At 71.8% G+C, this 21,095-nt stretch carries 20 protein-coding genes; 11 read left to right on the plus strand and 9 right to left on the minus strand.

Annotation, left to right across the window (positions count from 1 at the left end):
* The first annotated feature begins 22 nt into the window (after nt 1-22).
* Nucleotides 23-706, plus strand: a complete 684-nt coding sequence (locus tag ACSRUE_RS29385; RefSeq protein ID WP_441286472.1) for a cysteine hydrolase family protein — start codon at nt 23-25, stop codon at nt 704-706.
* Nucleotides 707-760: 54 nt separating this feature from the next.
* On the opposite strand, the gene ACSRUE_RS29390 is transcribed toward ACSRUE_RS29385, so the two are convergent.
* Nucleotides 761-2,764, minus strand: a complete 2,004-nt coding sequence (locus ACSRUE_RS29390) for a putative bifunctional diguanylate cyclase/phosphodiesterase (protein WP_437767551.1) — start codon at nt 2,762-2,764, stop codon at nt 761-763.
* A gap of 297 nt (nt 2,765-3,061) precedes the next feature.
* On the opposite strand from ACSRUE_RS29390, the gene coaE reads away from it, so the two are divergent.
* The 6 genes from coaE to ACSRUE_RS29420 all read left to right on the plus strand — a co-directional run bounded on the left by coaE (nt 3,062) and on the right by ACSRUE_RS29420 (nt 7,720).
* On the plus strand, nt 3,062-3,712 hold the full coding sequence (gene coaE / locus ACSRUE_RS29395; protein ID WP_441286473.1) for a dephospho-CoA kinase: 651 nt from the start codon (nt 3,062-3,064) through the stop codon (nt 3,710-3,712).
* A 65-nt stretch (nt 3,713-3,777) separates the two neighbouring features.
* The gene (locus ACSRUE_RS29400) at nt 3,778-5,277 is read left to right on the plus strand and encodes a ribonuclease H-like domain-containing protein (protein WP_441286474.1); all 1,500 of its coding nucleotides are present in this window, start codon (nt 3,778-3,780) and stop codon (nt 5,275-5,277) included.
* Between the two features lie 126 nt (nt 5,278-5,403).
* Nucleotides 5,404-6,054 (plus strand): DUF72 domain-containing protein, encoded by a 651-nt coding sequence (locus ACSRUE_RS29405; RefSeq protein ID WP_012236337.1) that lies wholly within the window; start codon nt 5,404-5,406, stop codon nt 6,052-6,054.
* A 206-nt stretch (nt 6,055-6,260) separates the two neighbouring features.
* The gene (locus ACSRUE_RS29410) at nt 6,261-6,977 is read left to right on the plus strand and encodes a hypothetical protein (protein ID WP_441286475.1); all 717 of its coding nucleotides are present in this window, start codon (nt 6,261-6,263) and stop codon (nt 6,975-6,977) included.
* Nucleotides 6,978-7,188: 211 nt separating this feature from the next.
* Nucleotides 7,189-7,416 carry an addiction module protein gene (locus ACSRUE_RS29415; protein ID WP_441286476.1) on the plus strand — a complete coding sequence of 76 codons (228 nt, stop codon included), beginning with the start codon at nt 7,189-7,191 and terminating at the stop codon, nt 7,414-7,416.
* Nucleotides 7,417-7,435: 19 nt separating this feature from the next.
* Nucleotides 7,436-7,720, plus strand: a complete 285-nt coding sequence (locus tag ACSRUE_RS29420; protein WP_441293142.1) for a type II toxin-antitoxin system RelE/ParE family toxin — start codon at nt 7,436-7,438, stop codon at nt 7,718-7,720.
* A gap of 574 nt (nt 7,721-8,294) precedes the next feature.
* Here ACSRUE_RS29420 and ACSRUE_RS29425 read toward each other — a convergent pair.
* Together ACSRUE_RS29425 and lnt are read right to left on the minus strand one after the other, a co-directional pair.
* Complete coding sequence (locus ACSRUE_RS29425) at nt 8,295-8,633, minus strand: hypothetical protein (RefSeq protein WP_441286477.1); 339 nt, start codon at nt 8,631-8,633, stop codon at nt 8,295-8,297.
* A gap of 130 nt (nt 8,634-8,763) precedes the next feature.
* Nucleotides 8,764-10,482 (minus strand): apolipoprotein N-acyltransferase, encoded by a 1,719-nt coding sequence (gene lnt / locus ACSRUE_RS29430; RefSeq protein WP_441286478.1) that lies wholly within the window; start codon nt 10,480-10,482, stop codon nt 8,764-8,766.
* Nucleotides 10,483-10,954: 472 nt separating this feature from the next.
* Between lnt and ACSRUE_RS29435 the strand changes: the two genes are divergently transcribed.
* Both ACSRUE_RS29435 and ACSRUE_RS29440 read left to right on the plus strand, forming a co-directional pair.
* Nucleotides 10,955-12,229 carry a hybrid sensor histidine kinase/response regulator gene (locus tag ACSRUE_RS29435; RefSeq protein WP_437767555.1) on the plus strand — a complete coding sequence of 425 codons (1,275 nt, stop codon included), beginning with the start codon at nt 10,955-10,957 and terminating at the stop codon, nt 12,227-12,229.
* Entirely contained in the window at nt 12,229-13,401 is a 1,173-nt protein-coding gene (locus tag ACSRUE_RS29440; RefSeq protein WP_441286479.1) for a cysteine desulfurase family protein, read from the plus strand. Before ACSRUE_RS29435 ends, ACSRUE_RS29440 begins: the two co-directional genes overlap by 1 nt.
* Nucleotides 13,402-13,877: 476 nt before the next feature.
* Here the strand turns inward: ACSRUE_RS29440 and ACSRUE_RS29445 are convergent, their stop codons facing one another.
* Genes ACSRUE_RS29445 through ACSRUE_RS29455 form a run of 3 tightly spaced genes read right to left on the minus strand, consistent with a single transcriptional unit; the run spans nt 13,878 to nt 16,186 of the window.
* A complete protein-coding gene (locus ACSRUE_RS29445; RefSeq protein ID WP_437767557.1) occupies nt 13,878-14,624 on the minus strand; it encodes a TrmH family RNA methyltransferase in 747 nt (248 codons plus the stop codon).
* Nucleotides 14,621-15,403 carry an orotidine-5'-phosphate decarboxylase gene (gene pyrF, locus ACSRUE_RS29450; protein ID WP_441286480.1) on the minus strand — a complete coding sequence of 261 codons (783 nt, stop codon included), beginning with the start codon at nt 15,401-15,403 and terminating at the stop codon, nt 14,621-14,623. The genes ACSRUE_RS29445 and pyrF overlap by 4 nt, the downstream gene beginning before the upstream one ends.
* 18 nt (nt 15,404-15,421) lie before the next feature.
* The gene (locus tag ACSRUE_RS29455) at nt 15,422-16,186 is read right to left on the minus strand and encodes a hypothetical protein (protein WP_441286481.1); all 765 of its coding nucleotides are present in this window, start codon (nt 16,184-16,186) and stop codon (nt 15,422-15,424) included.
* Nucleotides 16,187-16,683: 497 nt separating this feature from the next.
* On the opposite strand from ACSRUE_RS29455, the gene ACSRUE_RS29460 reads away from it, so the two are divergent.
* Nucleotides 16,684-16,899, plus strand: coding sequence for a biotin/lipoyl-binding carrier protein (locus ACSRUE_RS29460; RefSeq protein ID WP_441286482.1), 216 nt, complete (start codon nt 16,684-16,686; stop codon nt 16,897-16,899).
* A 121-nt stretch (nt 16,900-17,020) separates the two neighbouring features.
* Here ACSRUE_RS29460 and ACSRUE_RS29465 read toward each other — a convergent pair whose 3' ends face one another.
* Complete coding sequence (locus ACSRUE_RS29465) at nt 17,021-18,043, minus strand: MlaD family protein (RefSeq protein ID WP_441286483.1); 1,023 nt, start codon at nt 18,041-18,043, stop codon at nt 17,021-17,023.
* A 242-nt stretch (nt 18,044-18,285) separates the two neighbouring features.
* Between ACSRUE_RS29465 and ACSRUE_RS29470 the strand changes: the two genes are divergently transcribed.
* On the plus strand, nt 18,286-19,026 hold the full coding sequence (locus tag ACSRUE_RS29470) for an ABC transporter ATP-binding protein (RefSeq protein ID WP_441286484.1): 741 nt from the start codon (nt 18,286-18,288) through the stop codon (nt 19,024-19,026).
* A gap of 26 nt (nt 19,027-19,052) precedes the next feature.
* Here ACSRUE_RS29470 and ACSRUE_RS29475 read toward each other — a convergent pair whose 3' ends face one another.
* Together ACSRUE_RS29475 and ACSRUE_RS29480 are read right to left on the minus strand one after the other, a co-directional pair.
* Nucleotides 19,053-19,910 (minus strand): MlaE family ABC transporter permease, encoded by an 858-nt coding sequence (locus tag ACSRUE_RS29475; RefSeq protein WP_437767563.1) that lies wholly within the window; start codon nt 19,908-19,910, stop codon nt 19,053-19,055.
* Between the two features lie 15 nt (nt 19,911-19,925).
* Nucleotides 19,926-20,816: an MlaE family ABC transporter permease gene (locus ACSRUE_RS29480; protein WP_012236325.1), complete on the minus strand. Its 891-nt coding sequence runs from the start codon at nt 20,814-20,816 to the stop codon at nt 19,926-19,928.
* Between the last annotated feature and the right edge of the window lie 279 nt (nt 20,817-21,095).

Raw genomic sequence — 21,095 nt, forward strand, 5'->3', positions numbered from 1 at the left:
CCCCACGACAGGAGACGACGACATGGCGAGCGGTAAATGGCCCCCACAATCTTCGCCCCCGAGGGTGTTCGTCGACGTCGACGTCCAGCGGGACTTCTGTGAGGAGACCGGCGCGCTGTACGTGCAGGGCTCGCCGAACGCGCTGTTTCGGAGGCTCACCGAGCACGCCGTCGCGCACGGGATCCCCATCGTCGGCTCGGTCGACTCGCACGCGTGGGACGCGTGGGAGTTCGCGTCGAACGACACGCCGGCCCCCGAGGGCGTCAAGCCGGGCTTCCCCGACCACTGCGTGAAGGGGACGCCGGGCTGGCTGAAGGTCGAGGGGACGCTGCCGCCGCGCTTTCGCTTCCTCCCGAACGTGGAGCGCGCGCCGATCGACGCGGCGGTGCGCGAGCTCGCGGCGCGCAGGAGCCACGCCGTCTACTTCGAGAAGGAGGTCTACAGCCTCTTCGCGAACCCGCTCGCCGAGGCGTTCCTGCGCGAGCTCGCCGCGGCGCTCGGCGACGCGCCGGAGCTCGTCGTCTACGGCGTGGCGACCGACTACTGCGTCCGCGCCGCCGCCCTCGGCCTCGCCCAGCGCGGCTACCGCACGGTGCTCCTGACCGACGCCGTCGCCGGCATCACCGAGGCCGGGGTCGCCGCCGCGCTCGCCGAGGTGCAGGCCGCCGGCGTCACGCTCACGACGTCGTCAGCGCTTCTTTTCTAGGGAAGGTCCAGCGGATCGCGCGGCGAGCCCGGGCGGGCTCCCGCCGCGATCGCGTCAGCGGCCTTCCGGCGAGCCGGTCGCGTCCGGGATGCTCGGCTCGCCCTGGGCGCGCAGGGACCCGCAGAGGTCCACGAGCGGCTGCGGCTTGTCGAAGTGCCACCCCTGCGCGTAGTGGATGCCCATCGACGTGAGCAGATCGGCGATCTCCTGGTTCTCCACCTGCTCGGCGACGGTCTTGATGCCGAGCGTGTCGCCGATGCGGTGCACCGACTCCACGATCGCGCGGTGGAGCGAGTTGTCCTTCAGATCGCGCACGAACATGCCGTCGATCTTGACGTAGTCGACCGGCAGGCTCTCCAGGTAGCCGTACGACGCGTGCCCGCTGCCGAAGTCGTCGATCGCGAACCGGCACCCCATGGCGCCGAGCTCCTGCATGAACCACAGCACCTCGCCGAGGTTGGCGAGCGCCGCCGTCTCGGTGATCTCGAAGCAGATCTTGCTCGGCGGCACCTGCGCCCGGTGCAGCTGCTCGACGAGGAAGTCGAGCAGGCCCTCGCGCAGCAGCGACACGCCCGACAGGTTGATCGAGCACGTGTCGAGGCGCCTCAGCGCGTGCTGCGGCAGCGCGCCGATGAGCCGGAACGCCTGGCGCGCGACGTAGCGATCGATCACGTGGATCAGGCCGCTCTGCTCCGCCGCCTGGATGATGCCGACCGGCGAGTAGAACCGGCCGTCCTCGCCGAGCTGCCGCACGAGCACCTCGAAGTGCGCGCCGTGGGGCGTGTGCGCCGCGCCCGGCTTGATGAGCGGGTGGATGCCCTGCGAGTAGAGCCGGAGCCGCCCCTCGGCGAGGTGGCGCTGCAGGCTCGCGACCCACTGCATCGAGCGCCGGCTCGTCGTCATCTGCTGGTCGTCGAGGTAGACCTGCAGCCTCCCGCGCCCGTTCTCCTTCGCGATGCGGCACGCGTGATCGGCGGCGCCGAGCACGTCGACGGCCCGCTCGAAGTGCGGGGTCAGCACCACGAGCCCGATGCTCGCGCCGATCGAGAACGTCTTCTCCGCCCACCCGAACCGGAACTCGAGCAGGCAGATCTGCAGGTCGCGCGCGATCCGCTCCGCTTCCCGCTCGCTCTTGTCCGCGAGCAAGAGGACGAACTCGTCGCCGCCGATCCGCCCCGCCGCGTCCTTCGGGCCGACGATCTCGTGCACGCGCGTCGCGACCCACTGGAGCAGATCGTCGCCCGCCTCGTGCCCGCAGGTGGCGTTCACGAGCCGGAAGCGATCCAGGTCGATGTAGCAGAGCGCGTACGGCGTGTTGTTCGCCCTGCAGTCGTTCAGCGCCTCCTCGATGCGATCGATGATCGCGTACCGATCGAGGAGCCGCGTCAGCGCGTCGTAGCGGGGCTTGGCCGGGTGGATCGGCAAGGGCCCCGGCGCGCCGAGCTCGCGGAAGAGGATGAGCTGCCCGGGCGCGGGCGGCGGCCTCGAGTCGCGCTGGCTCTCGCGCGTGGGCCGCCCCGTGAGCGCGCCGATCGTGTGGACGACGGGGATGACCGAGCCGTCGCGGCGCTCGAGCAGCGCGGTGTACCGCGCGGACGTCGGTCGACTCGCCGCAGCTGCCTCGGGCGCGGCGAGCGGCGCGCCCGGCGTGCGCAGCGCGCCCTCGTCGATGATCACCGGCGCGAGCGGCGCCACCGGCTCGCGCCGCGGCGTGAGCGCGGGCGGCGCAGCGGCCTTCGCCGGCGCGCCGTCGTCGAACAGCTCGGTCATCTCTCCGACGTCGATGTCCGGATCTCCGCTCGTCGTCCCCGCCGCCGGGATCAGCCGGAGCACGCGATCGAGCAGCGCGCCGCGCGCCTCGACGATCGACCAGCCGGTCAGCCGCTCCGCTGCCCCGTTGACGCGCACCACGCGCTGCTCGGCGTCGACTTCGATCACGCCGACGTCGAGCTCGGACAGCCACGCCGCGAGCTGCTTATCCGGCGAGCCGCGGTGCGCGTCCGAGCGATCGAACGCGGCGTGCAGGCTCGACTCCGGCCGGTCATCGATCTTTGCCACCACCCCGTTATGGTAGTTGCATTCCCGGAGAAGCGGACTTCTTAAGCGCCGACGGCGAGGAAACTCGACGGTCGCAGACCCCCCTTCGAGGTAGGCTCGGGTCCGTGGTGGTCACGAGGCGGGCAGGCGCTCCGGGCAGACGTGGGCGCCGGCGCAGGCCGCACCTTCTTCCGACGCCGGCCGCGCTCGGCCGCAGGGCGACAAAGGTAGAATTTAACGCAATGCGTTGTGATGCTGGGTCGAGGTCAGGCAGCGGAGAGGCGTGCCGGTCGCTCCAGGTGGGGGGCTGAGGCGGCCATGGGGATCGTCCTGTTCGGGCTCACCGGCGGCCTGGGATCCGGCAAGAGCACGGTGGCGGCTCATTTTCGCGCGCGGGGGCTTCCGGTCATCGACGCCGACGCGCTCGCCCGCGAGGTGGTGGCGAAGGGAACCGAGGGGCTCGACGCGGTGGTGCGCGCCCTGGGCCCGGAGGTGGTCTCGCCGGACGGCTCGCTCGATCGCGCGCGCGTCGCCGCGGTGGTGTTCGCCGATCCGGACAAGCGCCGCCAGCTGAACGCGATCGTGCACCCGCGCATCACGGCGCTCACGCTGGAGCGCGCCGCCGAGCTCCAGGCGCAGGGCGAGCCGCTCGCCTGCTACGAGGCGGCGCTCCTCGTCGAGAACGGGGTCGCCGATGCGTTCCGCCCGCTCGTCGTGGTCGCTGTGCCCGAGGCGGTCCAGATCGCCCGCGCGATGGCGCGGGACGGCGCGACCGAACACCACGTGCGCGCCCGGCTCGCCGCGCAGCTCCCGCTCGCCAGCAAGGTCGCGGTGGCCGACTACGTCATCGAGAACTCCGGCGATCGCGCCGCGACCGAGCGGCAAGCCGACGAGGTGCTCGCCGCGATCCGGGCGAAGCTCGGCGTCGTTCCCGGCGCCGCGCGCCGGGAAGCAGGTCAGGATCCCTGACGCGGCCTCCGCTGGACCACTGACTTGATGCGCAGTGCCCGGCGTGGAAACCTCGCGACCGGCCGATGACGTCGTTCAAGTCGAAGCTCGCGCGGCTCGGACCGCTCCCGGCGGAGCGGCGCGGCGCTGCGCCGCTCGCCCCCGCGCAGGCGCCGCTCGATCGCGGTCCCGCCGTGGACGGCGCCGGCCCCTCCGAAGCGCCTCCCGCACCGCCGGCCGCCGTGGCGCCGGCCGCGGCGCCTGCATCGCCCGCCACGGGCGTCGCTCGACCGTCGCTCGACGATCTGCGCGAGCGCATCTCCCGCATCGTCGCCCGGGGCGCGCCGCCGACCCCCAGGGCCGATCCCGCGCGCGGCGAGCTCCCCTTCCATGTCGAGCAGACGCCCGGGGGACCGCTCTATGCGAGCCGCACCCGCTCGCTCGCGGCGGCCCGCGTCGGCCGCGCGCCGCTCGTCGCCGCGCGCGACGCCGACCCGGCCATGCTTGCGCTCCTCTCGCTCGATCCGGCGCTCGCCGGCTGCGACGTGCGGCGGGCGCTGTTCCTCGATACGGAGACCACGGGCCTCGCAGGCGGCACGGGCACCGTGCCGTTCCTGATCGGCCTCGCCTGGTTCGACCCCGGGGCGGACGGCGCGGGGCCGCTCGGCGAGCCTCTGTCCGACGGCTTCGTCATGGAGCAGTTCCTCCTGCGCCGCCTCGGCGAGGAGGAGCCCATCCTGCGCCGCCTGGCCGAGCGCCTCGCCGGCGCCTCGATGATCGTCACGTACAACGGCAAGGCGTTCGACATGCCGCTCCTGCGCGCGCGCTACGTGATGAACCGCCTTCCGCCGCCGCCGGAGCTGCCGCACCTCGATCTCGTCCACGTCGCGCGCCGTATCCACAAGGCCCGCCTGAAGAGCTGCACCCTCATCGCCCTCGAGCACGACGTGCTCGGCCGGGTGCGCGTCGGCGACGTGCCCGGCGGCGAGGTCGTCGCGTGCTACGCCCACTTCCTGCGCACCGGCGACGAGGAGGCGCTGCTCGGCGTCGTCGAGCACAACGCCGCCGACGTCCTCGCGATGGTCGCGCTGGTCGGCCTCTACGGCGAGCCGCTCGGCAGCCTCGCCGCCGGCGATCTCGCCGGGGTGGCCGCGACGCTGCGGCGGGCGGGCGCGCTCGAGCGGGCGGCCGAGCTGGCGGACGCGGCCGTCGAGCGCGGCGGCGGCGCGGCCGCGCGGCGGGCGCGCGGCGACATCGCGAAGGCGCGCGGGGACAAGGCGCGGGCGCTCGCGGACTACGAGGCCCTCGCGGCCGAGATCGACGATCCCTCGGTGCGCCTCGAGCTCGCGAAGCTCTACGAGCACCACGTGCGCGCCTTCGCCCGCGCCCTCGAGCTGGCCGACCAGGGCACCGCGGAGCCCGAGCCCGCGCAGGCCCGCCGCCGGGCCCGCCTGCAGCGCAAGGTCGATCGCAGCGCCGCGGCGCTCGCGCTGCCGTTCGGGCAGGCCGCCGGCGAGGGCGCGGTCGACGGCGCTGCAGCGCGCCCGTGCACCGAGCCAGCGGCGCGGCGCGAGGGGGAGAAGTGAGCGGGCATCCACTGCTTCACTACGTCCTCGCGCCCCCGCGTCATCGTTTGGGCGTCCAGGCGAGCCGATCGAGAAATCCATCCGTCTGGCTTCTCGCCAGCGCGCGCGTGGGCTAGGGTGGGGGCGATGATTACCGTCGGCTGCGCCGGTTTCCCCGTCCCAGCGACGCGCTATTTCCGCGAGTTCATGTTCGTGGAGGTGCAGGAGACCCATGTGTCCCTCCCGGGACCTGGAACGATCCGGCGCTGGCGGCGCGAAGCTCCAGGCGGCTTTCGCTTCGCCCTGCTCGGTCCGCGCGAGATCGGGCAGGAGGGGTTTCGGGACGGCAAGGTCATCGAGACGGCGCTCAAGAGCATCGAGGCGGTCGCGGATGAGCTCGAGGCGAAGCTCGCCGTCTTCGTCGGCCCCCCGGAGTTCACGCCGACGCGGGCGAACAAGGCCATCCTGCGCGACTTCCTCGTCAACGTGAAGAAGCGCTTCGAGCGCGTCGTCTTCGAGCCTCCGCCCGGGTGGGATCCGGACGAGTGCGACGAGCTCACCCAGGAGGTCGGCGCGCTCGCCGCGCGCGATCCGCTGAACGCGGGCCTCTCGCGGCTGAAGGTGGCCTACTACCGCCTGCACGGTCCCGCGGGGCACAAGTCGCGCTACGAGGATCCGGCGATCGAGCGGCTCGCGGAGATCGCGCGCGGCGCGAAGCACGACGACGCGACGTACGTGTTCACGAACGTCGACATGTTCGCCGACGCGAAGCGCTTCAAAAAGGCAATGAAGTTGTAGGGCCACGCGTCCGCAAGCCAGGGACGCTCGCCAGCAGGTCCACGCGCGAACCAGCGTCTCTGTCGTGCCCCCGAGCTGTCGGATGGCGGGAGGGCGTGCTCTCGCGTGTGGGCGTCCCGCATGCACGCGCCCGGCAGGGTCAATCCTGTCGTGCTAGACGGCGATGATGAGCATGGCTCCGACGGAACTCGGAACTCGAACAGCGCGTGCTCGACATTGCACAGGCGCTCCTACCCAACGTCGTCGCGGTCCAGGTGCTGAGCGCAGCCAACCCGACGCCGACCGGCGTGGTCGCTGGCGGGACCGGCTGCTTGGTGAATCTCGGGGAGCGCCCGTTTGTTCTCACTGCAAGGCACGTTGCCGTCGCCTGGGATCGTCAAGGTCGGGACGGGCAGCTCGGGATCCTGGGCGGCATGGGAACCCCGCTCGACATCACCGCCTGGCAGATCATTGACGAGGACGAGGCGCTCGACCTCGCGACGATCGCCAGCCCGCGTTCCTTCGACGCCCGCGACATCGGGAAGACCTTCTATCGTCCGGAGTCGTGGCCCCCTGTGCGCGCTCGTCGTGGAGAGGTTGCTGCGTTCGTTGGGTACCCGGGGCTGCACCGACAACCGAGCGCGCGTGGCCTGGAGAACCGCGTGGCGCCTTTCATCGACTTCGTTTCGTCGTCGAGTGGCAGGCACTTTCTCATGGTCGACGAGGAGGAGGAGCGCGTGGTCGCGACCTTCTTGCAGGGGCTCGCTCCGTTTGGGCCTACGGGTGGCGTGAGCGGCGCGCCGGTCTTCATCAACCGCGACGGTCGGATGGTGCTTGCAGGCGTGATTTACGAGGGAGGCGAGACGGAGCGCGCCACCTTCTTCGCCGCGCATGCTGACTTTGTGCTGCCCGATGGGACCTTCGACCGCAACCTCCCCCGCTAGACGCTCACGGGCATGCTATGGCGCGCCGTGGATCCCACGCGAACGCGCGTCGTCCGCTGCATCCGGACTAGAACGAAGCGCAGGCGTACGGCCCTTGCACCGCTCCGGTCACCGTGCCGGTAAATTCCCCGACGATCCTACTCAGGGGCGTCCGCTCGCTCGGATGTCTGGCCCGATCCGCGCTCCCGGCGGATCTGCTACGCTGCGGATCATGAGTCTGCCGGCCGAAGAGCTCCTCGACGAGGCGATGAAGCTCCCCGAGAGCGAGCGGCGCGTCCTCGCGCTGCGGCTGCTGGAGAGCGTGGGCGACGAGTCACCGGAAGCGATCGAGCGCGCATGGGTCGAGGAGGCACGGGAGCGCCTCGACGATATCCGGGCGGGGCGCTCCAAGCCGGTGCCCTGGGAAGCGGCCCGAGGTCGCATCTTCACGCGAGGCTGAGGTGCCCCGCCGTCCGGTCGTGGTCGCGACCGAAGCAGAGCGCGAGGCTCATGAGGCGTTCCTGTGGTACGCGGCGCGCGACCCGAGGGTTGCAGATCGCTTCGAGGCGCAGATGCTCACAGCCTTCAGCCGCATCGCCGAAGCGCCTGAGCAAGGCCTCGAGATCGAGCCCGGCATCCGGCGCATGTTGCTCCACCGATTTCCTTACGGGCTGCTTTACGCCGTCGAGCCCGATCGCATCCTCGTGCTCGCGGTCATGCACCTCCGTCGCCGCCCCGGGAATTGGCGAGGCCGCGGCGCGTGAGCTCGGGCGAGGGCCGCGATGCAGCACGTCCCGGCGCCGCGCCAGCACCTCCCGGCGCTTCTCCAGCAGCCCCGGGACGCCTGCCAGCACCCGCTGGTGCGGCTCCTCGGACCTGCTGGTGCGGCTCCCCGGACCTGCTGGTGCGGTTCCCCGGACCTGCTGGCACCGCTCCTCGGACCTGCTGGTGCGGCTCCCCGGGCCTGCTGGTGCGGTTCCCCGGACATGCTGGTGCAGCTCCTCGGACCTGCTGGTGCGGCTCCTCGGACCTGCTGGTGCGGCTCCCCGGACCTGCTGGCACCGCTCCTCGAACCTGCTGACACGATTTCTGGCCGTCTCACCGCGTGCTGGTCGCGCTCCCGGCCCGCTGGGACGCATCCCGGGCGCCCTGGCGCAGCGCCCCAGGTCCAGGGCCCCGTGGGAACTCTCTCCCTACGGCGCTCGGCTCCCGGCGTGGCGCCTCAGCCCGAGCGGCGGGCTGGGACGGACAGGCATCGCCCGCGAGACGTTCATGAACTTTCCGTTGGCGACACGGCGCGCGCGGTAGACGTCGGCGACGCCGACCGGGGCGAGCCGGTCAGGCGTGGTCGACGAGCGCCGATCGGTGCGCCTCGTTGTCCGGAGAGCCCTTGACCTCATCGAGCATGGCCGGCTTGGAACGGTGCGGCGAGAGCTCGCGTGGCAGCACGAGGGCCATCCCGAGGAGCTCGCCGTCGGCGTGTTCCCAGCCGACGTTCGCGAGCGGGACGTACGCCGCGTGCGGCCGCTGGCTGGGGCCGCCGCGCTCGTCATGCCCCGAGAGGATATCGGACGGAGGCTGCGGACCGTTCACCATGACCGTGTCCCGGAGCCGCTTCGCGACCCACGCGAGGCCGAGCAGATCCGGGCGGAAGCGCCTCGCGCTGTCGGACGGCACGGACGAGGCGATCGACGAGGTCGGTCATCTGGATCTGCTTGCGGTGACGGGGCTCGGGAGGAACGGAGGGGACGACCCGTGCGGCGGGTCCCGGGATCGGCGACGCTGCCGGCGCCGGGCGGCGCGGAGCTCAGGCTTCGCGCCGGAGCCGCCAGCGCTTCGGCCGGGTGAACAGCGCCATGGCGGCGCTCGCGGCCGCGGCGACGTACCACGGGATGTCCTTCACGGTCCCGTAGACGGTCTGCGCGCGCATGAACCGGGCCTCGCCGAGGAGCGACTGCTCCTTGAACGTGTCGCTGTGCGCGACGACCCGCCCGACCGGGTCGACGATCGCGGAGACGCCGCTGTTCGTCGCGCGCACGAGGTAGCGGCGGTGCTCGATCGAGCGCATCTTCGCGAGCGCGAGGTGGATCCACGGCTCCGTCGAGTCGCCGAACCAGGCGTCGTTCGTGAGGTTGACGAGGAGGTCGGGGTCGCCCTGGGCGACCAGCTTGTTCACGAAGTGCGGCAGGATGTCCTCGTAGCAGATCATCGTCGCGAGCCTGTGGCCGTCCCACTCGAGCGGAGCGAGCGACGTGCCGGGGCTGAAGCGGCCCGAGTTCGGCGACAGCTTGTAGAGGTACGGGACGAGCTCGCCGAACGGGAGGTACTCGCCGAACGCGAGCAGGTACTGCTTGTCGTATCGGCCGAGGATCTCGCCGTCCTTGCCGGCCATGAGCGCGGTGTTGAAGCTCACGCCGCGCTCGTTCCGGTCGGCCGGCAGCCGGTGGATGACCGTGCCGACCACCGTGGGGACGCCGAGGCGACCCGTGAGCGACCGCTGGACCTCGCGCTGGTAGGCCGACTCGCGGAACGCTTGCGGCACGCCCGCCTCGCTCCACACGACGAGCTCCGCGCCCTGCTGCGCGAGCTCCCGGGTCCGGCTCACGTGGATCTTGAGCGCGTTCCGCCGGTCGAAGAGCGCGAGGTTCGGCTGGACGATCCCGATCTTGATCGGCTCCGCCGCGGCGGCGGCCGCGTCCACGGCGCGGATCCGGAGGACGCCATACACGGCGGCGAGCGCGGGGGCGGCGATCCCCACCGCGACGACCGCGCGGTTCAGCGGGCGACCGCGTCGCGGCGGGCCGGCGTCGCGGCCGGCTTCGCCCGGCGCGGGGCTCGGGGGCGCGCGATCCAGCCGGTGCGTCACGAGCTCGGCGATCGCGAGGTTCGCGGCGACCAGCACCAGGCCGACGAGGTAGGGGCCGCCGAGATCCGCGACCTGGCCCATCACCGGCGCGTTGTGGACCGAGGCGCCGTAGTACCAGGGGAAGAGGAGCGGAAAGACGAGCTCGCTCGTCACGAACGCGAGCGCGAAGGCCACCGAGCCTGGCCATCCGCGCGCCTCGGCCCGCCCGTAGAGCCAGCCGCACAGCGCGATCCTCCCGGCCTGGTAGCCGCAGAGGATGGCCATGAAGAGCGCGCAGAGGATCGTGGGGAATCCGCTGAACACGCGCAGCATCTCGAGCAGCCAGTAGAAGCCGGTCATCGTCATGACGAAGCCGGCGATCCAGCCGAGCAGCGCCGCGCGCCCGGGCGTCTGACCGCGCAGCGCGACGATCAGCGGGACGAGGCCGAAGAACGAGATCGGCCAGAGATCCATCCCAGGAAACCCGAGGAAGTAGAAGAGCCCGCTGAGGGCCGCGAGCGCATAGGCGAGGCGCGCGGGCAGCGCGCGCGCCGCGCTTCCTGCGCGCGCGGGGAGGTCGCCCGCGCTGCGCGGCGCGCCCGGCAGCGGGAGGCTGGCGGTCTCTCCGCCCCCGGCGTCTGCGACGGCAGCCTCGCTCTCTTGCTGGTGCGCGGTCGTCATCGGGAGCGCCCGAGGAAGGCAATGGAAGGCGCCGTCGTGACGGCGTCGCGGTGGAACCTGGAAGGGCCGAGCATGGCGGCCCCGTATTGAAGGGGCGCTGTCCCTCCGTCAACCCGCTCGGCGCGAGCCTGGCAACCCGCTCGGCGCGAGCCTGGCAACCCGCTCGGCGCGACCCTGGCAACCCGCTCGGCGCGAGCCTGGCAACCCGCTCGGCGCGAGCCTGGCAACCCGCTCGGCGCGAGCCTGGCAACCCGCTCGGCGCGAGCCTGGCAACCCGCTCGGCGCGAGCCTGGCAACCCGCTCGGCGCGAGCCTGGCGACCCGCACCGCAAACGAGCGCTGCGAGCGGACGATCCCGGCGCTGGGCGCGCCCGCGCGGCCTGGCCAGGCGCGCGGCCTGGCCAGGCGGCGGAAGTTCGCGCAGAACGTGCCTGAACCCCCACGATCGCGACTACTATGCGCAGGTAGAGCCCATGTCGAAGATCCTTCACATCGAGGACGATCCCGCGAACCGCCTGCTCGTCCGCAAGCTGCTCCAGAACGCGGGCTACGAGGTCCTAGAGGCCGCCGACGGGCTCGAAGGGGTACGTCTCGCCTGTACGCAGCACCCCGACCTCGTCCTCGTCGACCTGAACATCCCGGGCCTCGATGGGTTCGAGGTCACGCTGCGCCTGCGCGGCGAGGCGTCGCTCGCCGGCGTCCCCATCGTGGCGATCACCGCGGAGGGCGACCGGGACACGAGCCTCGCCGTCGGCTGTGACGGCTTCCTCCAGAAGCCGATCGACGCGCGCTCCTTCCCGTCGATCATCGCCCGCTACCTCAGCGGCGCGCGCGAGGAGCTCCCCGCGTCCCAGGGGCCGCTCCGGCTGCGCGAGCAGAGCCAGCGCATCGTCGCCCACCTGGAGCAGAAGGTGGCCGAGCTCTCGCGCGCCAACGCCCGGCTCCGCGAGCTCGACGCCGCGCGCACCGAGTTCTACCGCAACATCTCCCACGAGCTCGCGACCCCGATGACCCCGATCGTCGGGTACGTGAAGCTGCTCGCCGACGAGGAGCTCGGCCCGCTCAACAAGGCGCAGAAGAAGGCGCTCCTCGCGATGGAGGACTGCGTCCGCAGGCTCCGCTCGCTCATCGACAACCTCCTCGACGTCACCGGCATCGAGACGGGCCGGATGCGCTTCATGCACTCCGAGTACGATTTCCTCGACACGACGCGGCGCGCCCTCGCCCAGGTCGCCGACCGCTTCGCCGAGGGGAAGGTCCAGCTCGTCGAGGATCTGCCGCGCGGCCCGCTCCCCGCGTGGGGCGACGCGGGCCGCCTGCAGCGGGCGATGATCCAGCTGTTCGAGAACGCGGCGAAGTTCACGCCGGCCGGCGGCACCGCGGGCGTGCGGGTCACCGTGCTCCAGTCGGGGCACTACGAGCTCTGCGTCGCCGACTCCGGGCCCGGGGTCAAGGCGGACCGCCAGTCCCGCATCTTCGAGCCGTTCTATCAGGTCGACGGCTCGGCCACGCGCGCCTACGGCGGCGTCGGCGTCGGGCTCGCGATCGCGCGGCGCACCGCCCGGGGGCTCGGCGGCGACGTGCGCGTCGCGTCTCCCAGCAACGAGATCATCGAGGGGGAGACGCTGACCGGGGCCGCGTTCTACCTGACGGTCGCGCGGCGAGCGCCCTTCCAGGACGACGGCAGCTCCCCCGGACGGCTCGGCCCGCCCTCGTCGCCTCCCGCCGAGCCCTCGTCGTCCATCTGATGCACCCGGCCGCTCGTGCCATCTACCTCGACTGGAACGCCACGACGCCGCCGCACCCCGAGGTCCTGGCGGCGATGCAGTCCGCGGCGGAGGTGGCCTGGGCCAACCCCGCGAGCGTCCACGGACCCGGGCGCCGGGCGCGCGCGTTCGTCGAGCAGGCGCGCGAGGCGGTCGCCCGGCTGACGGGCTTCGACGCGCGCGACGTGATCCTCACCTCGGGCGGCACCGAGGCGAACAACCTCGCGCTCTGCCACGCGTTCGACGAGCCATCCGGGGCGCTCGTCGTCTCGCGGATCGAGCACCCGTCGGTGACCCGCGCCGCCGAGGCGCTCGCCGGCCGCGGCGTGCACGTCGCGTGGATCGATCCCGAGCCGTCCGGCCGCGTCGCGCCGGAGGCGATCGCGGCCGCCGTGGATCGGGCGGCGGCCGTCGCGCCCGTGCGGCTCGTGAGCCTCCAGGCGGTGAACCACGAGACGGGGATCATCCAGCCGATCGCCGAGGCGGCGGCGATCGTCCACGCCCGCGGGGCGCGCCTCCATGTGGACGCCGTCCAGGCCGTGGGGCGCCTCCCGCCGGAGGCGTGGGCCGGGGCGGATCTCGCGTCGATCGCGGCCCACAAGATCCGCGGGCCGAAGGGGATCGGCGCCCTGGCCGTCAGGCCTGGCATCCGGCTCCGGCCCGTCCTGCTCGGAGGCGCCCAGGAGCGCGGATTGCGGCCCGGGACGCAGGACCCGCTCGCCGCGGCCGGCTTCGCCGTGGCCGCCCGGCGCGCGATCGGCGGTCCTGCCCGCTACGCGGCGCTCGCCCCGCTCCGCGATCGCCTCGAGGCCGAGCTCGTCGAGATCGGGCGCGCGGCCGGCGCCGCGCCGATCCGCAACGGCGACGGCGACCGAGCCCCCCACGTCTCGAACCTCTCCTGGCCCGGCTGGCGCGGCGACGAGCTCTGCGCCGCGCTCGACCTGGAGGGCGTCGCCGTGTCCAGCGGCTCGGCCTGCAGCGCCGGGACCGCCGAGCCTTCCCCCGTCCTCACGGCGATGCTCGGGCCGGAGCGCGCGGCGTCCGCCGTGCGCTTCTCGATCGGCGAGGACACGACCGAGGGCGACCTCGTCGAGGCCACGCGCCGCGTGGCCCGCGTGCTCTCCCGCCTGCGATCGCTTCGAGCCGGAAGCTGAGCCGATCCCGTCGCTTACCGGGCCCCCGTCGATTCTTGAACCATCCCTCGAGCCATTCCGGATAAGCGCGCAGAGAAGGGTGAGTCCACAGGGATATCTCTTCGCAGTGATTGAGCTTTTCGAGGGGGCTGTGGATTCTTTTGGTCGATCCATTGAATGGATCGAATCGGTCGTCTCGCTGTGAGCCTGTTCAGCGTTCGACGAGGCGCTCGACTTCGCTTCAGGTTTTGCTTGTATCCATTCGAATTTATTGTCAATTTTGTTGATGTAGAAAGTCGGCTCGCGGCGCTGCCCGGCGACCTCGCGGCGCGCGATCACGCCGGCTCCGGACGCATCGATCGAGGGCCGTCCAGGTCAGCTCTCGGATGAGCTCGCGCTCGAGGTGCGGTGGTGCTGCCAGGCCACGTCGCGTCGCGCGAGCGTGCTCGTGACCGCGACCGGGAGGCGCGCCGCGAGAGGCCGAGCGCGCCGTCCGGCTACGCGCCCGATGCGCGGCGCTGCCGGACGACTTCGTAGAGCGCGATCGCCCCTGCGACCGAGGCGTTCAGCGAGGAGATGGGGCCGGTCATGGGGAGCCGGGCGACGTGCTGGCAGACGCGGCGGACCGAGCGGCGCGTGCCCTTGTCCTCGGCGCCGATGACGATCGCGACAGGGCCGGTCAGGGGCAGCTCGCCGAGCTCCACCGGACCCTGGGCGTCGAGCGCTATCGCGGCGACGCCTCGGGCGGCGAGCGCCTCCAGGGCGTCGGGCAAGGAGGGGACGCGGCACAGCCTCGCGTGCTCGATTGCGCCCGCGGACGCCCGGAAGGTCGCCGGGGTGAGCGGCGCCGAGCTGTGCTCGGGCCACAGGATGGCCCGGGCGCCCAGGGCGACGGCGCTGCGGATCACCGCGCCGAAGTTCTGCGGGTCCATCACGCCGTCGAGCGCCACCGTGATCGTGCCGGCGCCGGGCCGGCCCTCCTCGACGACCGGGATCTCGTCGACCCCGACGATCTGGAGCTCGGGCGCCGAGGCCACGGCCCCCTGGTGGCGCCCGCCGGCGCTGCGGCGATCGAGCTCGTTGCGGGGCGCGCGCTCGGTCGGGATGCCCTGGCCCTCCGCGAGGCGCGCGAGCGCGTCGAGCTTCGGGCCGCCGTCGCGCTGGACGAGGACCCACCCGACGCGCGCGCCGTGCGCGCGGATCGCCTCACGAACGGGCTGGAGACCGTAGACGAGGCGGCTCACGGGCGCGGAGGGTGGAGCGTGTGCGCGATCTCCTGGACGATCGAGCGCGCCGTGGCGAGCGGATCGGTCGCGTCGCGGATCGGCCGGCCGACCACGAGGAGATCTGCGCCGGCCGAGATCGCGGCCGAGGGCGTGGCGATGCGCTTCTGATCATCGCCTTGTGTGCTGCCTGCGCCTGGAGCGAGCCGGATGCCCGGCGTCACGATGAGCTCGCCCGGCCCGAGCGCCTCCCGCAGCGCGGGGACCTCGTGCGGCGAGGCGACGAACCCGTGGACGCCGGCGCCGCGCGCGAGCTGCGCCAGCCGGACCACGTGCTCGGACGCGCTCCCCTGCACCCCCTGCGCGACGAGATCGCCGTCGTCGAGCGACGTGAGCACGGTGACGGCGAGCAGGATCATGTCCTGAGAGCGCGCCGCCTCGTTGGCCGCGCGCCTCAGCATCTCGGCGCCGCCGGCCGCATGCACCGTCAGGTACCGGACCCCGAGCGCGGCGGCGCCCGCCACGGCCCGCGCCACCGTCTCGGGGATGTCGTGCAGCTTCAGATCGAGGAAGACATCGAGCCCGAGCGACTTGCCGATCTCGACCGCCCTCGGTCCCTCGCGGACGAACAGCTCCAGACCGACCTTGAGCACGCCGATCGAGGGGGCGATGCGGGTCGCCGCCGCCCTGGCCTCGTCGAGGTTCGCGTAGTCGAGCGGGAAGACGACCCTGCGGCGCGCCTCGTCGAGCGAGCCGCCGCCGAGGCTCGTTCTCTGCCTGACGGAGCTGTGGTTAGCCATTCAGGGACCCGTTCCGCGTCAGAGGCAGCTGCAGAGCGGATCGCCAGGGGCACAGTTGCAGGGCGCCTTGGTGCCGCCGCCGCTCGCCGGCGCGCCGCCCGCGGCCGGGCGTCCGCCGCTGCCGCGGCGCAGCTGCTCCTGCTTCTGCTGCTCGGCCTCGAGCTGCTTCTGCAGGGCGAGGCGCGTCGCCTCGTCCTTGGCGGTCGCGAGCTGATCGCGCAGCCCGGCCATCTTGCCCTCGGACTCCTTGAACTGCGCCTCGAGGCGCTTGTTCGCCTCCTCGAGCTCGCGGGCCCTCGCGGCCTCGGCCTGGATGCGCGCCTCGTTCTTCTGCGCCGAGTCGACGGCGACGACCGTGACGATGCCGATCACCAGCACGCTGGCGATGGCGCCGCCGATGAGGAGCTTGCGCAGCTTCTTCTTCGACTCGTCCTGCTGCAGCGCCGCGAGCGAGCGCTCGTGGTGCTGCTGCGCGGCCATCGCCTCGAGCCGCGCCTTCTGCTCGGCCTCGACGCGCGCCTTCTCGATCTCGGCCTGCCGGATCGCCTCGAGCCGCGCCGCCTCCTCGCGGGACCGGCGCTCCTCGTTGCGACGGCGCTCTTCCTCGGTGCGGATGCGCTGCTCCTCGGCATCGCGCGCGGCGCGCTCGGCCTCGACGCGCGCCTTCTCGGCGGCGGCGGCGGCGGCGGCCTTCTGGGCCTCTTCGCTCTTGATGCGATCCTCCTCGAGGTTCATCAGCTCCTTGAGCGAGAACAGGACCGAGCTTTCCTTCTGTTCCGACATGACCTCGTGGCTCCTTCGATCGAGCGCGTGCGGTTGGGCTACCAAGGGGCGGTGCGGGGACCTGCAGGTCGCCCTCGGAGGGCCACCGAGCAGGACGATTCTGACCCGCAGAGCGGCTTTGACGCAATTATTCGCGAACGCCACGACCCTCGTGATGTCGAGGCGCCGCGGAGCCGCCAGCCAGAGTATCGCCGTGGTGCACCGCAGGTACCAGCGGAAATCGTTGTGCTCCGTCCCTTCCACCGCACCGCCACGTCTCCATCTCGGTCACCTCGGCCACCTCGGCCACCTCGCGTGCCCTTGGTCCTCCTTGCTCCTCCTTGGTTCACCTCCGTTCCTCCCGGTCGTCACGGCGCGCCTGCGCCGTCGGCGGACGAGCTGGTCCGTCGCGGAGGGCGCCCTGGGCATGACGGACAAGGGACCGCCCGATGGCGGGCACCGTCGCTCACCACGGCCCCGTTGGATTCTCGGTGGCTCTCCGGTAGCGTCGCGCGCCCATGGCGAACGTCATCAAGGCGCACATCACCGGTACGGTCTGGAAGATCGAGGTCAAGCCGGGCGACAAGGTCGAAGAGGGGACCGTCGTCGTCATCCTCGAGTCCATGAAGATGGAGATGCCCGTCGAGGCCGAGGAAGACGGGACGGTCGAGGAGATCCTCGTCACCGAGGGGGCTGCCGTCACGGAAGGCGCCCCGCTGATCAAGCTGGCCTGAGCGGTCGTCAGGGCCCGCGGGGGCCCGGCGGCTCACGGACGTCCACCGCGCTCACGCCCGGGTCATCGGCTCGGCGCGTGGGGCGCGGTCGCGCGACCGCGCCGGACGCGCGCGGCGCCGCTCACTCGCGCCAGAAGAATTTCCAGGGGTTGTGCTTGAGGTCTCGCGCGAGCTCCTGCAGGTCGTCGAACAGCTGCTCATCCATGACGAGCGCGCCGACCGTCCCCTTGCCGCGCTTCACGTGGGCGAGGACCTCCTGGGCGTCGGCGGTCGCAGCCCTCGCCCTGCCCGCGATCTCGGCGATGTCGTCGAGCGTCTTTCTGATCTTGACCTGCTCGGTCTCGCCGCCCACGGTCGTCGAGAGGCGGCGCGCGTTCGCCAGCGTCTCGCGCGCGTCCGCCATGAGCGGCGGCAGATCGCGCGCGGCCGTCCCGGTCAGCTGATCGGTGTTCGCGAGGATGCGGTCGATCTGCGGGTTGTTCACGTACCGCTGCCGGGCGTCCTTCACGAGATCGGTGCCGTCGACGCTCATCTGCTCGACGTTCTCGGCGATGCGATCGAGCCGATCCTGGTTTCGGTGCATGAACTCGCCGGTGCCCTTCAGCGTCTTCCGGAGCCCGTCGAACGCCTCCCCGACCTCTTCGCGGTGCTCGCGCATCGCCGAGACCGTCGCGTGCAGGAGCTCGTAGCCCTCGGCGAGCAGCATGTCGAGGCGCGGCGGATCGAGCCCCCGGACGACGGCGTTCGGCGGGATCACCGGCCGATCGGTCGAGCCGGGCTCGATCGCGAGGAACTGCTCGCCGAGCACGCCCTGCGTGGTGACATAGAACGTGGCGTTGTCGTGGATGCTCTGCTGGTAGCGTTCCTCGAGGCGCACCTGGATCCGCACGAGCGGCTCGCGCTTGCCGTCCTTGCCGAGCTTGCCGCCGCTGAAGTGGATCTCGCTCAGCTTGCCGACCTCCACGCCGGCGATCTTCACCGGCGCCCCGGTCTGGAGGCCGCCCGGGTTGTCGAACTCGACGTAGATCGAGTACTTCGGCTGGAAGTTGACCCCGCCCATCACGAGGATGAACGTGGCGAGGAGCCCGAGCGCCGTCAGGATGAGGATCCCGACCTTGACCTCGATCGATCGCGGGCTTGCCATGCGTTCGTTATCTTCTCCGATCTGGCGGCGGCGGGGTGAGGGAAATAGGCCAGGATCCACCTGCCGCAGCGCGATATTCCAGCGGGCGGCCTGACGCTTCGCGCAGCCATTGCCTTGACGCAACCGCGCTTCTCTTCGTTCTGCTCGTTTCTCCGCTTCTCCTCGCCGCTTCTCGTCTCTTCTCGTCTCTTCTCGCTTTTCCCCGCTTCTCTCCTCTATCCCTCCTCTATCCCCAGACCGCGATGATTTCGTTCCGAAATGTCCGAAAATCCTTTGGCCCCAAAGATGTCCTCAAGGATGTCTCGTTCGACGTCGAGGACGGCGAGGTGTTCTTCATCATCGGGCAGTCGGGGGTCGGCAAGAGCGTGCTCATCAAGCACCTCGTGGGGCTGCTCTATCCGGACGGCGGGGAGATCTGGCTGGACGGAGAGGAGGTGAGCCGCTTCGACGAGGCCCGGATGTACCCGGTGAGGATGAAGTGCGCGATGGTGTTCCAGCACTCGACGCTGTTCGACTCGATGACGTGCGCCGAGAACGTCGCGCTCCCGCTCCGCAAGCACAAGGGGCTCAGGCCGAAGGAGGCCCTCGAGGAGGCGCGCCGGCGGCTCGAGCAGGTGCATATGCGCGAGTTCGGGGACCGCTTCCCGCCGGAGCTCGGCGACGGGATGCGCAAGCGCGTCGCCATCGCCCGCGCGCTCACGCTCGACCCGCGCTACGTGCTCTTCGACGAGCCGACAACGAGCCTCGACCCGGTGAGCGCGCGGCGCGTCGACAAGCTGATCCGCGAGCTCAGCGATACGCTCGGCGTGACGAGCATCGTCGTGAGCCACGACCTCGTGAGCATCTTCACGATCGCCGACCGCGTCGTCATGCTCTACCAGGGTCTGGTGCGCCTGCTCGGGGATCGCGCGGCGTTCCGGGGCTCGCCGGATCCGGTCGTGCAGCAGTTCATCACCGGCAGCGCCGAGGGGCCGATCGAGTGAGGCGCCGGCGCGGCGCGGCCGCCCGCCTAGCGGAAGATCAGGAAAGCGGCCGCCGAGATCAGCATGTTGAGCACGATGACCGCGAGCGAGGAGTTCACGACCGCGCGCGTCGTCGCCCAGCCCACGCCCTCGCTGCCGCCGAAGGTCGACAGCCCGGAGTGGCCGGAGACCACCGGGATCGCGGCGCCGTAGGCCACGCACTTCGCGAGGCCGGTCGCGAGATCACCCGCGTCGACGAGGCTGACGTTCATGAACGTCTCGGGGCTGACATCGAACATGCTGTACGCGGTGACCATCCCGGTGGTGAAGGAGACCGCGGCGCTCCAGACGATGAGGCACGTGGTCATCAGGAGGCTCGCGATGAACCGCGGCTTGATGAGGTAGTCGATCGGATCGGCCGCGCACATGCGGAGCGCGTCGACCTGCTCGGTCACCACCATCGAGCCGATCTCGGCGGCGATGCCCGCGCCGACCCGGGTGGCGAGCATCAGCGCGGCGATCGACGCGGCGAGATCGCGGACGAGCAGCTCGAGGTACGTCGCGCCGAGCATGGTCAGATCCGGGATGACCCGCTTCGCCTGCTGGCCGGCCTGGAAGACCATGATCATCCCGATGAAGCCCATCACGACCGTCAGGAAGAACAGCGATTTGTTGCCGATCTCGTACATCTGCTGGAGCACCGCGCCCGGCTCGCGGCGCCCCTTCGCGCAGTAGTAAAGCGTCCTTACAAAGAGCGAGTAGAGCTCGCGCGCCGACTGGAAGAGGGACAGCGCGGCGGCGCCGATCGCGGCGACGCCGGACGCCTCCGGCGCGAGATCCCTGAGCTCGCTCGAGGGCGGGCCGGCGCTCGGGCGGTCGGATGTGCTCTTGTCCGGGGAGGGCATGCGTGGCGCCGCCGATCAGTCGAGCGTGAAGGAGACGAAGTAGTCGAGGATGAAGATGCCGGCGGCCGAGGCGACGACGGTCGCGTTGACGGCGCGGCCGACGCCGGGCGCGCCGCCGGTCACGCCGAGGCCGTACTGGCAGCTCGAGAGCGCGAGCACGACGCCGAAGACGACGCTCTTGACGAGGCCGCTCATGACGTCGCCGATGTCGAGCAGCCCGCTCGTGAGGCCGTTGTAGAAGACGGCCGGGGCGACGCCGAGGAGGAGGTCGCCGGTCAGCGCGGCGCCGAGCAGGGCGAGCGCGTCGGCGAAGATCACCGAGAGGAGCAGCGTCAGCACCATCGCGAGGAAGCGCGGGGCGATGAGGAAGCTCACCGGGTCGATCGCGAGGACGCGGAGGGCGTCGATCTGCTCGGTGACGACCATGGTGCCGAGCTCGGCGGTGTTGTTGGCGCCGACGCGGCCGTTGATCATGAGCGCCGTGAGCAGCGGGGCGATCTCGCGGAGCGTGCCGAAGCCGGCGCCCCAGCCGAGCAGGCCGTGCGCGCCGAAGCGCTCGACCAGCGGCGCCGCCTGGATGACCATGATCGCGCCGGTGAAGAGGGCGGTCACGACGACGATGGGCATCGACTTGACGCCCATCCTGTAGAGGTTGCGCATGAACTCGGCGCCGTCGACGCGGAGCGTGGCCACGCGCGCCGCGATCTTGCCCGCGAGCACGGCCATGCCGCCCACCGTGGCGGCGATCTGGAGGAACGAGCCGCCGAGCTGGTGGACGCCGGAGGGCTCCTGCGCGATCGGCGCGCGCGGCCGCTTCACGGGTGGCGCGGGCGGCGCGCCGGACGAGGCGAGCGCGCCGCCGCCGTGAGCGCGCGCGGCGGTGCCTGGGCCAGCAGGAGACGTCATGCGAGACGGGAGCTTAGCCCAAGGCTCCCGGGGAGCGCGGCGCGATCTGGCGTGTCCCGAGAGGCCGGCGCCCGAGAGGTCGAGACCGCTACCCAAGCAGGAGATCGTCCTCTACCTGGAATGTGCCCGCCTCACCCCGAGGCAGTCTCGTGCGGTGGCAAACGCGCGCTCCTGCGCGCAATGCCGGCGCGCCTCCCGCGGAGGAGCGCGCCGGCCCGGAGGCGGGCTGTCGGCGACGATGTCCGGTCCCCCGGTGGAGCGAGCCTGGTGAAGAGCAGA

It is taken from the genome of Sorangium sp. KYC3313 (assembly GCF_052075895.1).
Classification (GTDB): domain Bacteria; phylum Myxococcota_A; class Polyangia; order Polyangiales; family Polyangiaceae; genus Sorangium; species Sorangium cellulosum_B.

What these genes read in the sequence shown, in the direction of transcription:
- ACSRUE_RS29385 (WP_441286472.1), top strand. Translation starts at nt 23, where the DNA reads ATGGCGAGCGGTAAATGGCCCCCACAATCTTCGCCCCCGAGGGTGTTC.
- coaE (WP_441286473.1), top strand. Translation starts at nt 3,062, where the DNA reads ATGGGGATCGTCCTGTTCGGGCTCACCGGCGGCCTGGGATCCGGCAAG.
- ACSRUE_RS29400 (WP_441286474.1), top strand. Translation starts at nt 3,778, where the DNA reads ATGACGTCGTTCAAGTCGAAGCTCGCGCGGCTCGGACCGCTCCCGGCG.
- ACSRUE_RS29405 (WP_012236337.1), top strand. Translation starts at nt 5,404, where the DNA reads ATGATTACCGTCGGCTGCGCCGGTTTCCCCGTCCCAGCGACGCGCTAT.
- ACSRUE_RS29415 (WP_441286476.1), top strand. Translation starts at nt 7,189, where the DNA reads ATGAGTCTGCCGGCCGAAGAGCTCCTCGACGAGGCGATGAAGCTCCCC.
- lnt (WP_441286478.1), bottom strand. Translation starts at nt 10,482, where the DNA reads ATGACGACCGCGCACCAGCAAGAGAGCGAGGCTGCCGTCGCAGACGCC.
- ACSRUE_RS29435 (WP_437767555.1), top strand. Translation starts at nt 10,955, where the DNA reads ATGTCGAAGATCCTTCACATCGAGGACGATCCCGCGAACCGCCTGCTC.
- ACSRUE_RS29440 (WP_441286479.1), top strand. Translation starts at nt 12,229, where the DNA reads ATGCACCCGGCCGCTCGTGCCATCTACCTCGACTGGAACGCCACGACG.
- pyrF (WP_441286480.1), bottom strand. Translation starts at nt 15,403, where the DNA reads ATGGCTAACCACAGCTCCGTCAGGCAGAGAACGAGCCTCGGCGGCGGC.
- ACSRUE_RS29455 (WP_441286481.1), bottom strand. Translation starts at nt 16,186, where the DNA reads ATGTCGGAACAGAAGGAAAGCTCGGTCCTGTTCTCGCTCAAGGAGCTG.
- ACSRUE_RS29460 (WP_441286482.1), top strand. Translation starts at nt 16,684, where the DNA reads ATGGCGAACGTCATCAAGGCGCACATCACCGGTACGGTCTGGAAGATC.
- ACSRUE_RS29465 (WP_441286483.1), bottom strand. Translation starts at nt 18,043, where the DNA reads ATGGCAAGCCCGCGATCGATCGAGGTCAAGGTCGGGATCCTCATCCTG.
- ACSRUE_RS29470 (WP_441286484.1), top strand. Translation starts at nt 18,286, where the DNA reads ATGATTTCGTTCCGAAATGTCCGAAAATCCTTTGGCCCCAAAGATGTC.
- ACSRUE_RS29475 (WP_437767563.1), bottom strand. Translation starts at nt 19,910, where the DNA reads ATGCCCTCCCCGGACAAGAGCACATCCGACCGCCCGAGCGCCGGCCCG.
- ACSRUE_RS29480 (WP_012236325.1), bottom strand. Translation starts at nt 20,816, where the DNA reads ATGACGTCTCCTGCTGGCCCAGGCACCGCCGCGCGCGCTCACGGCGGC.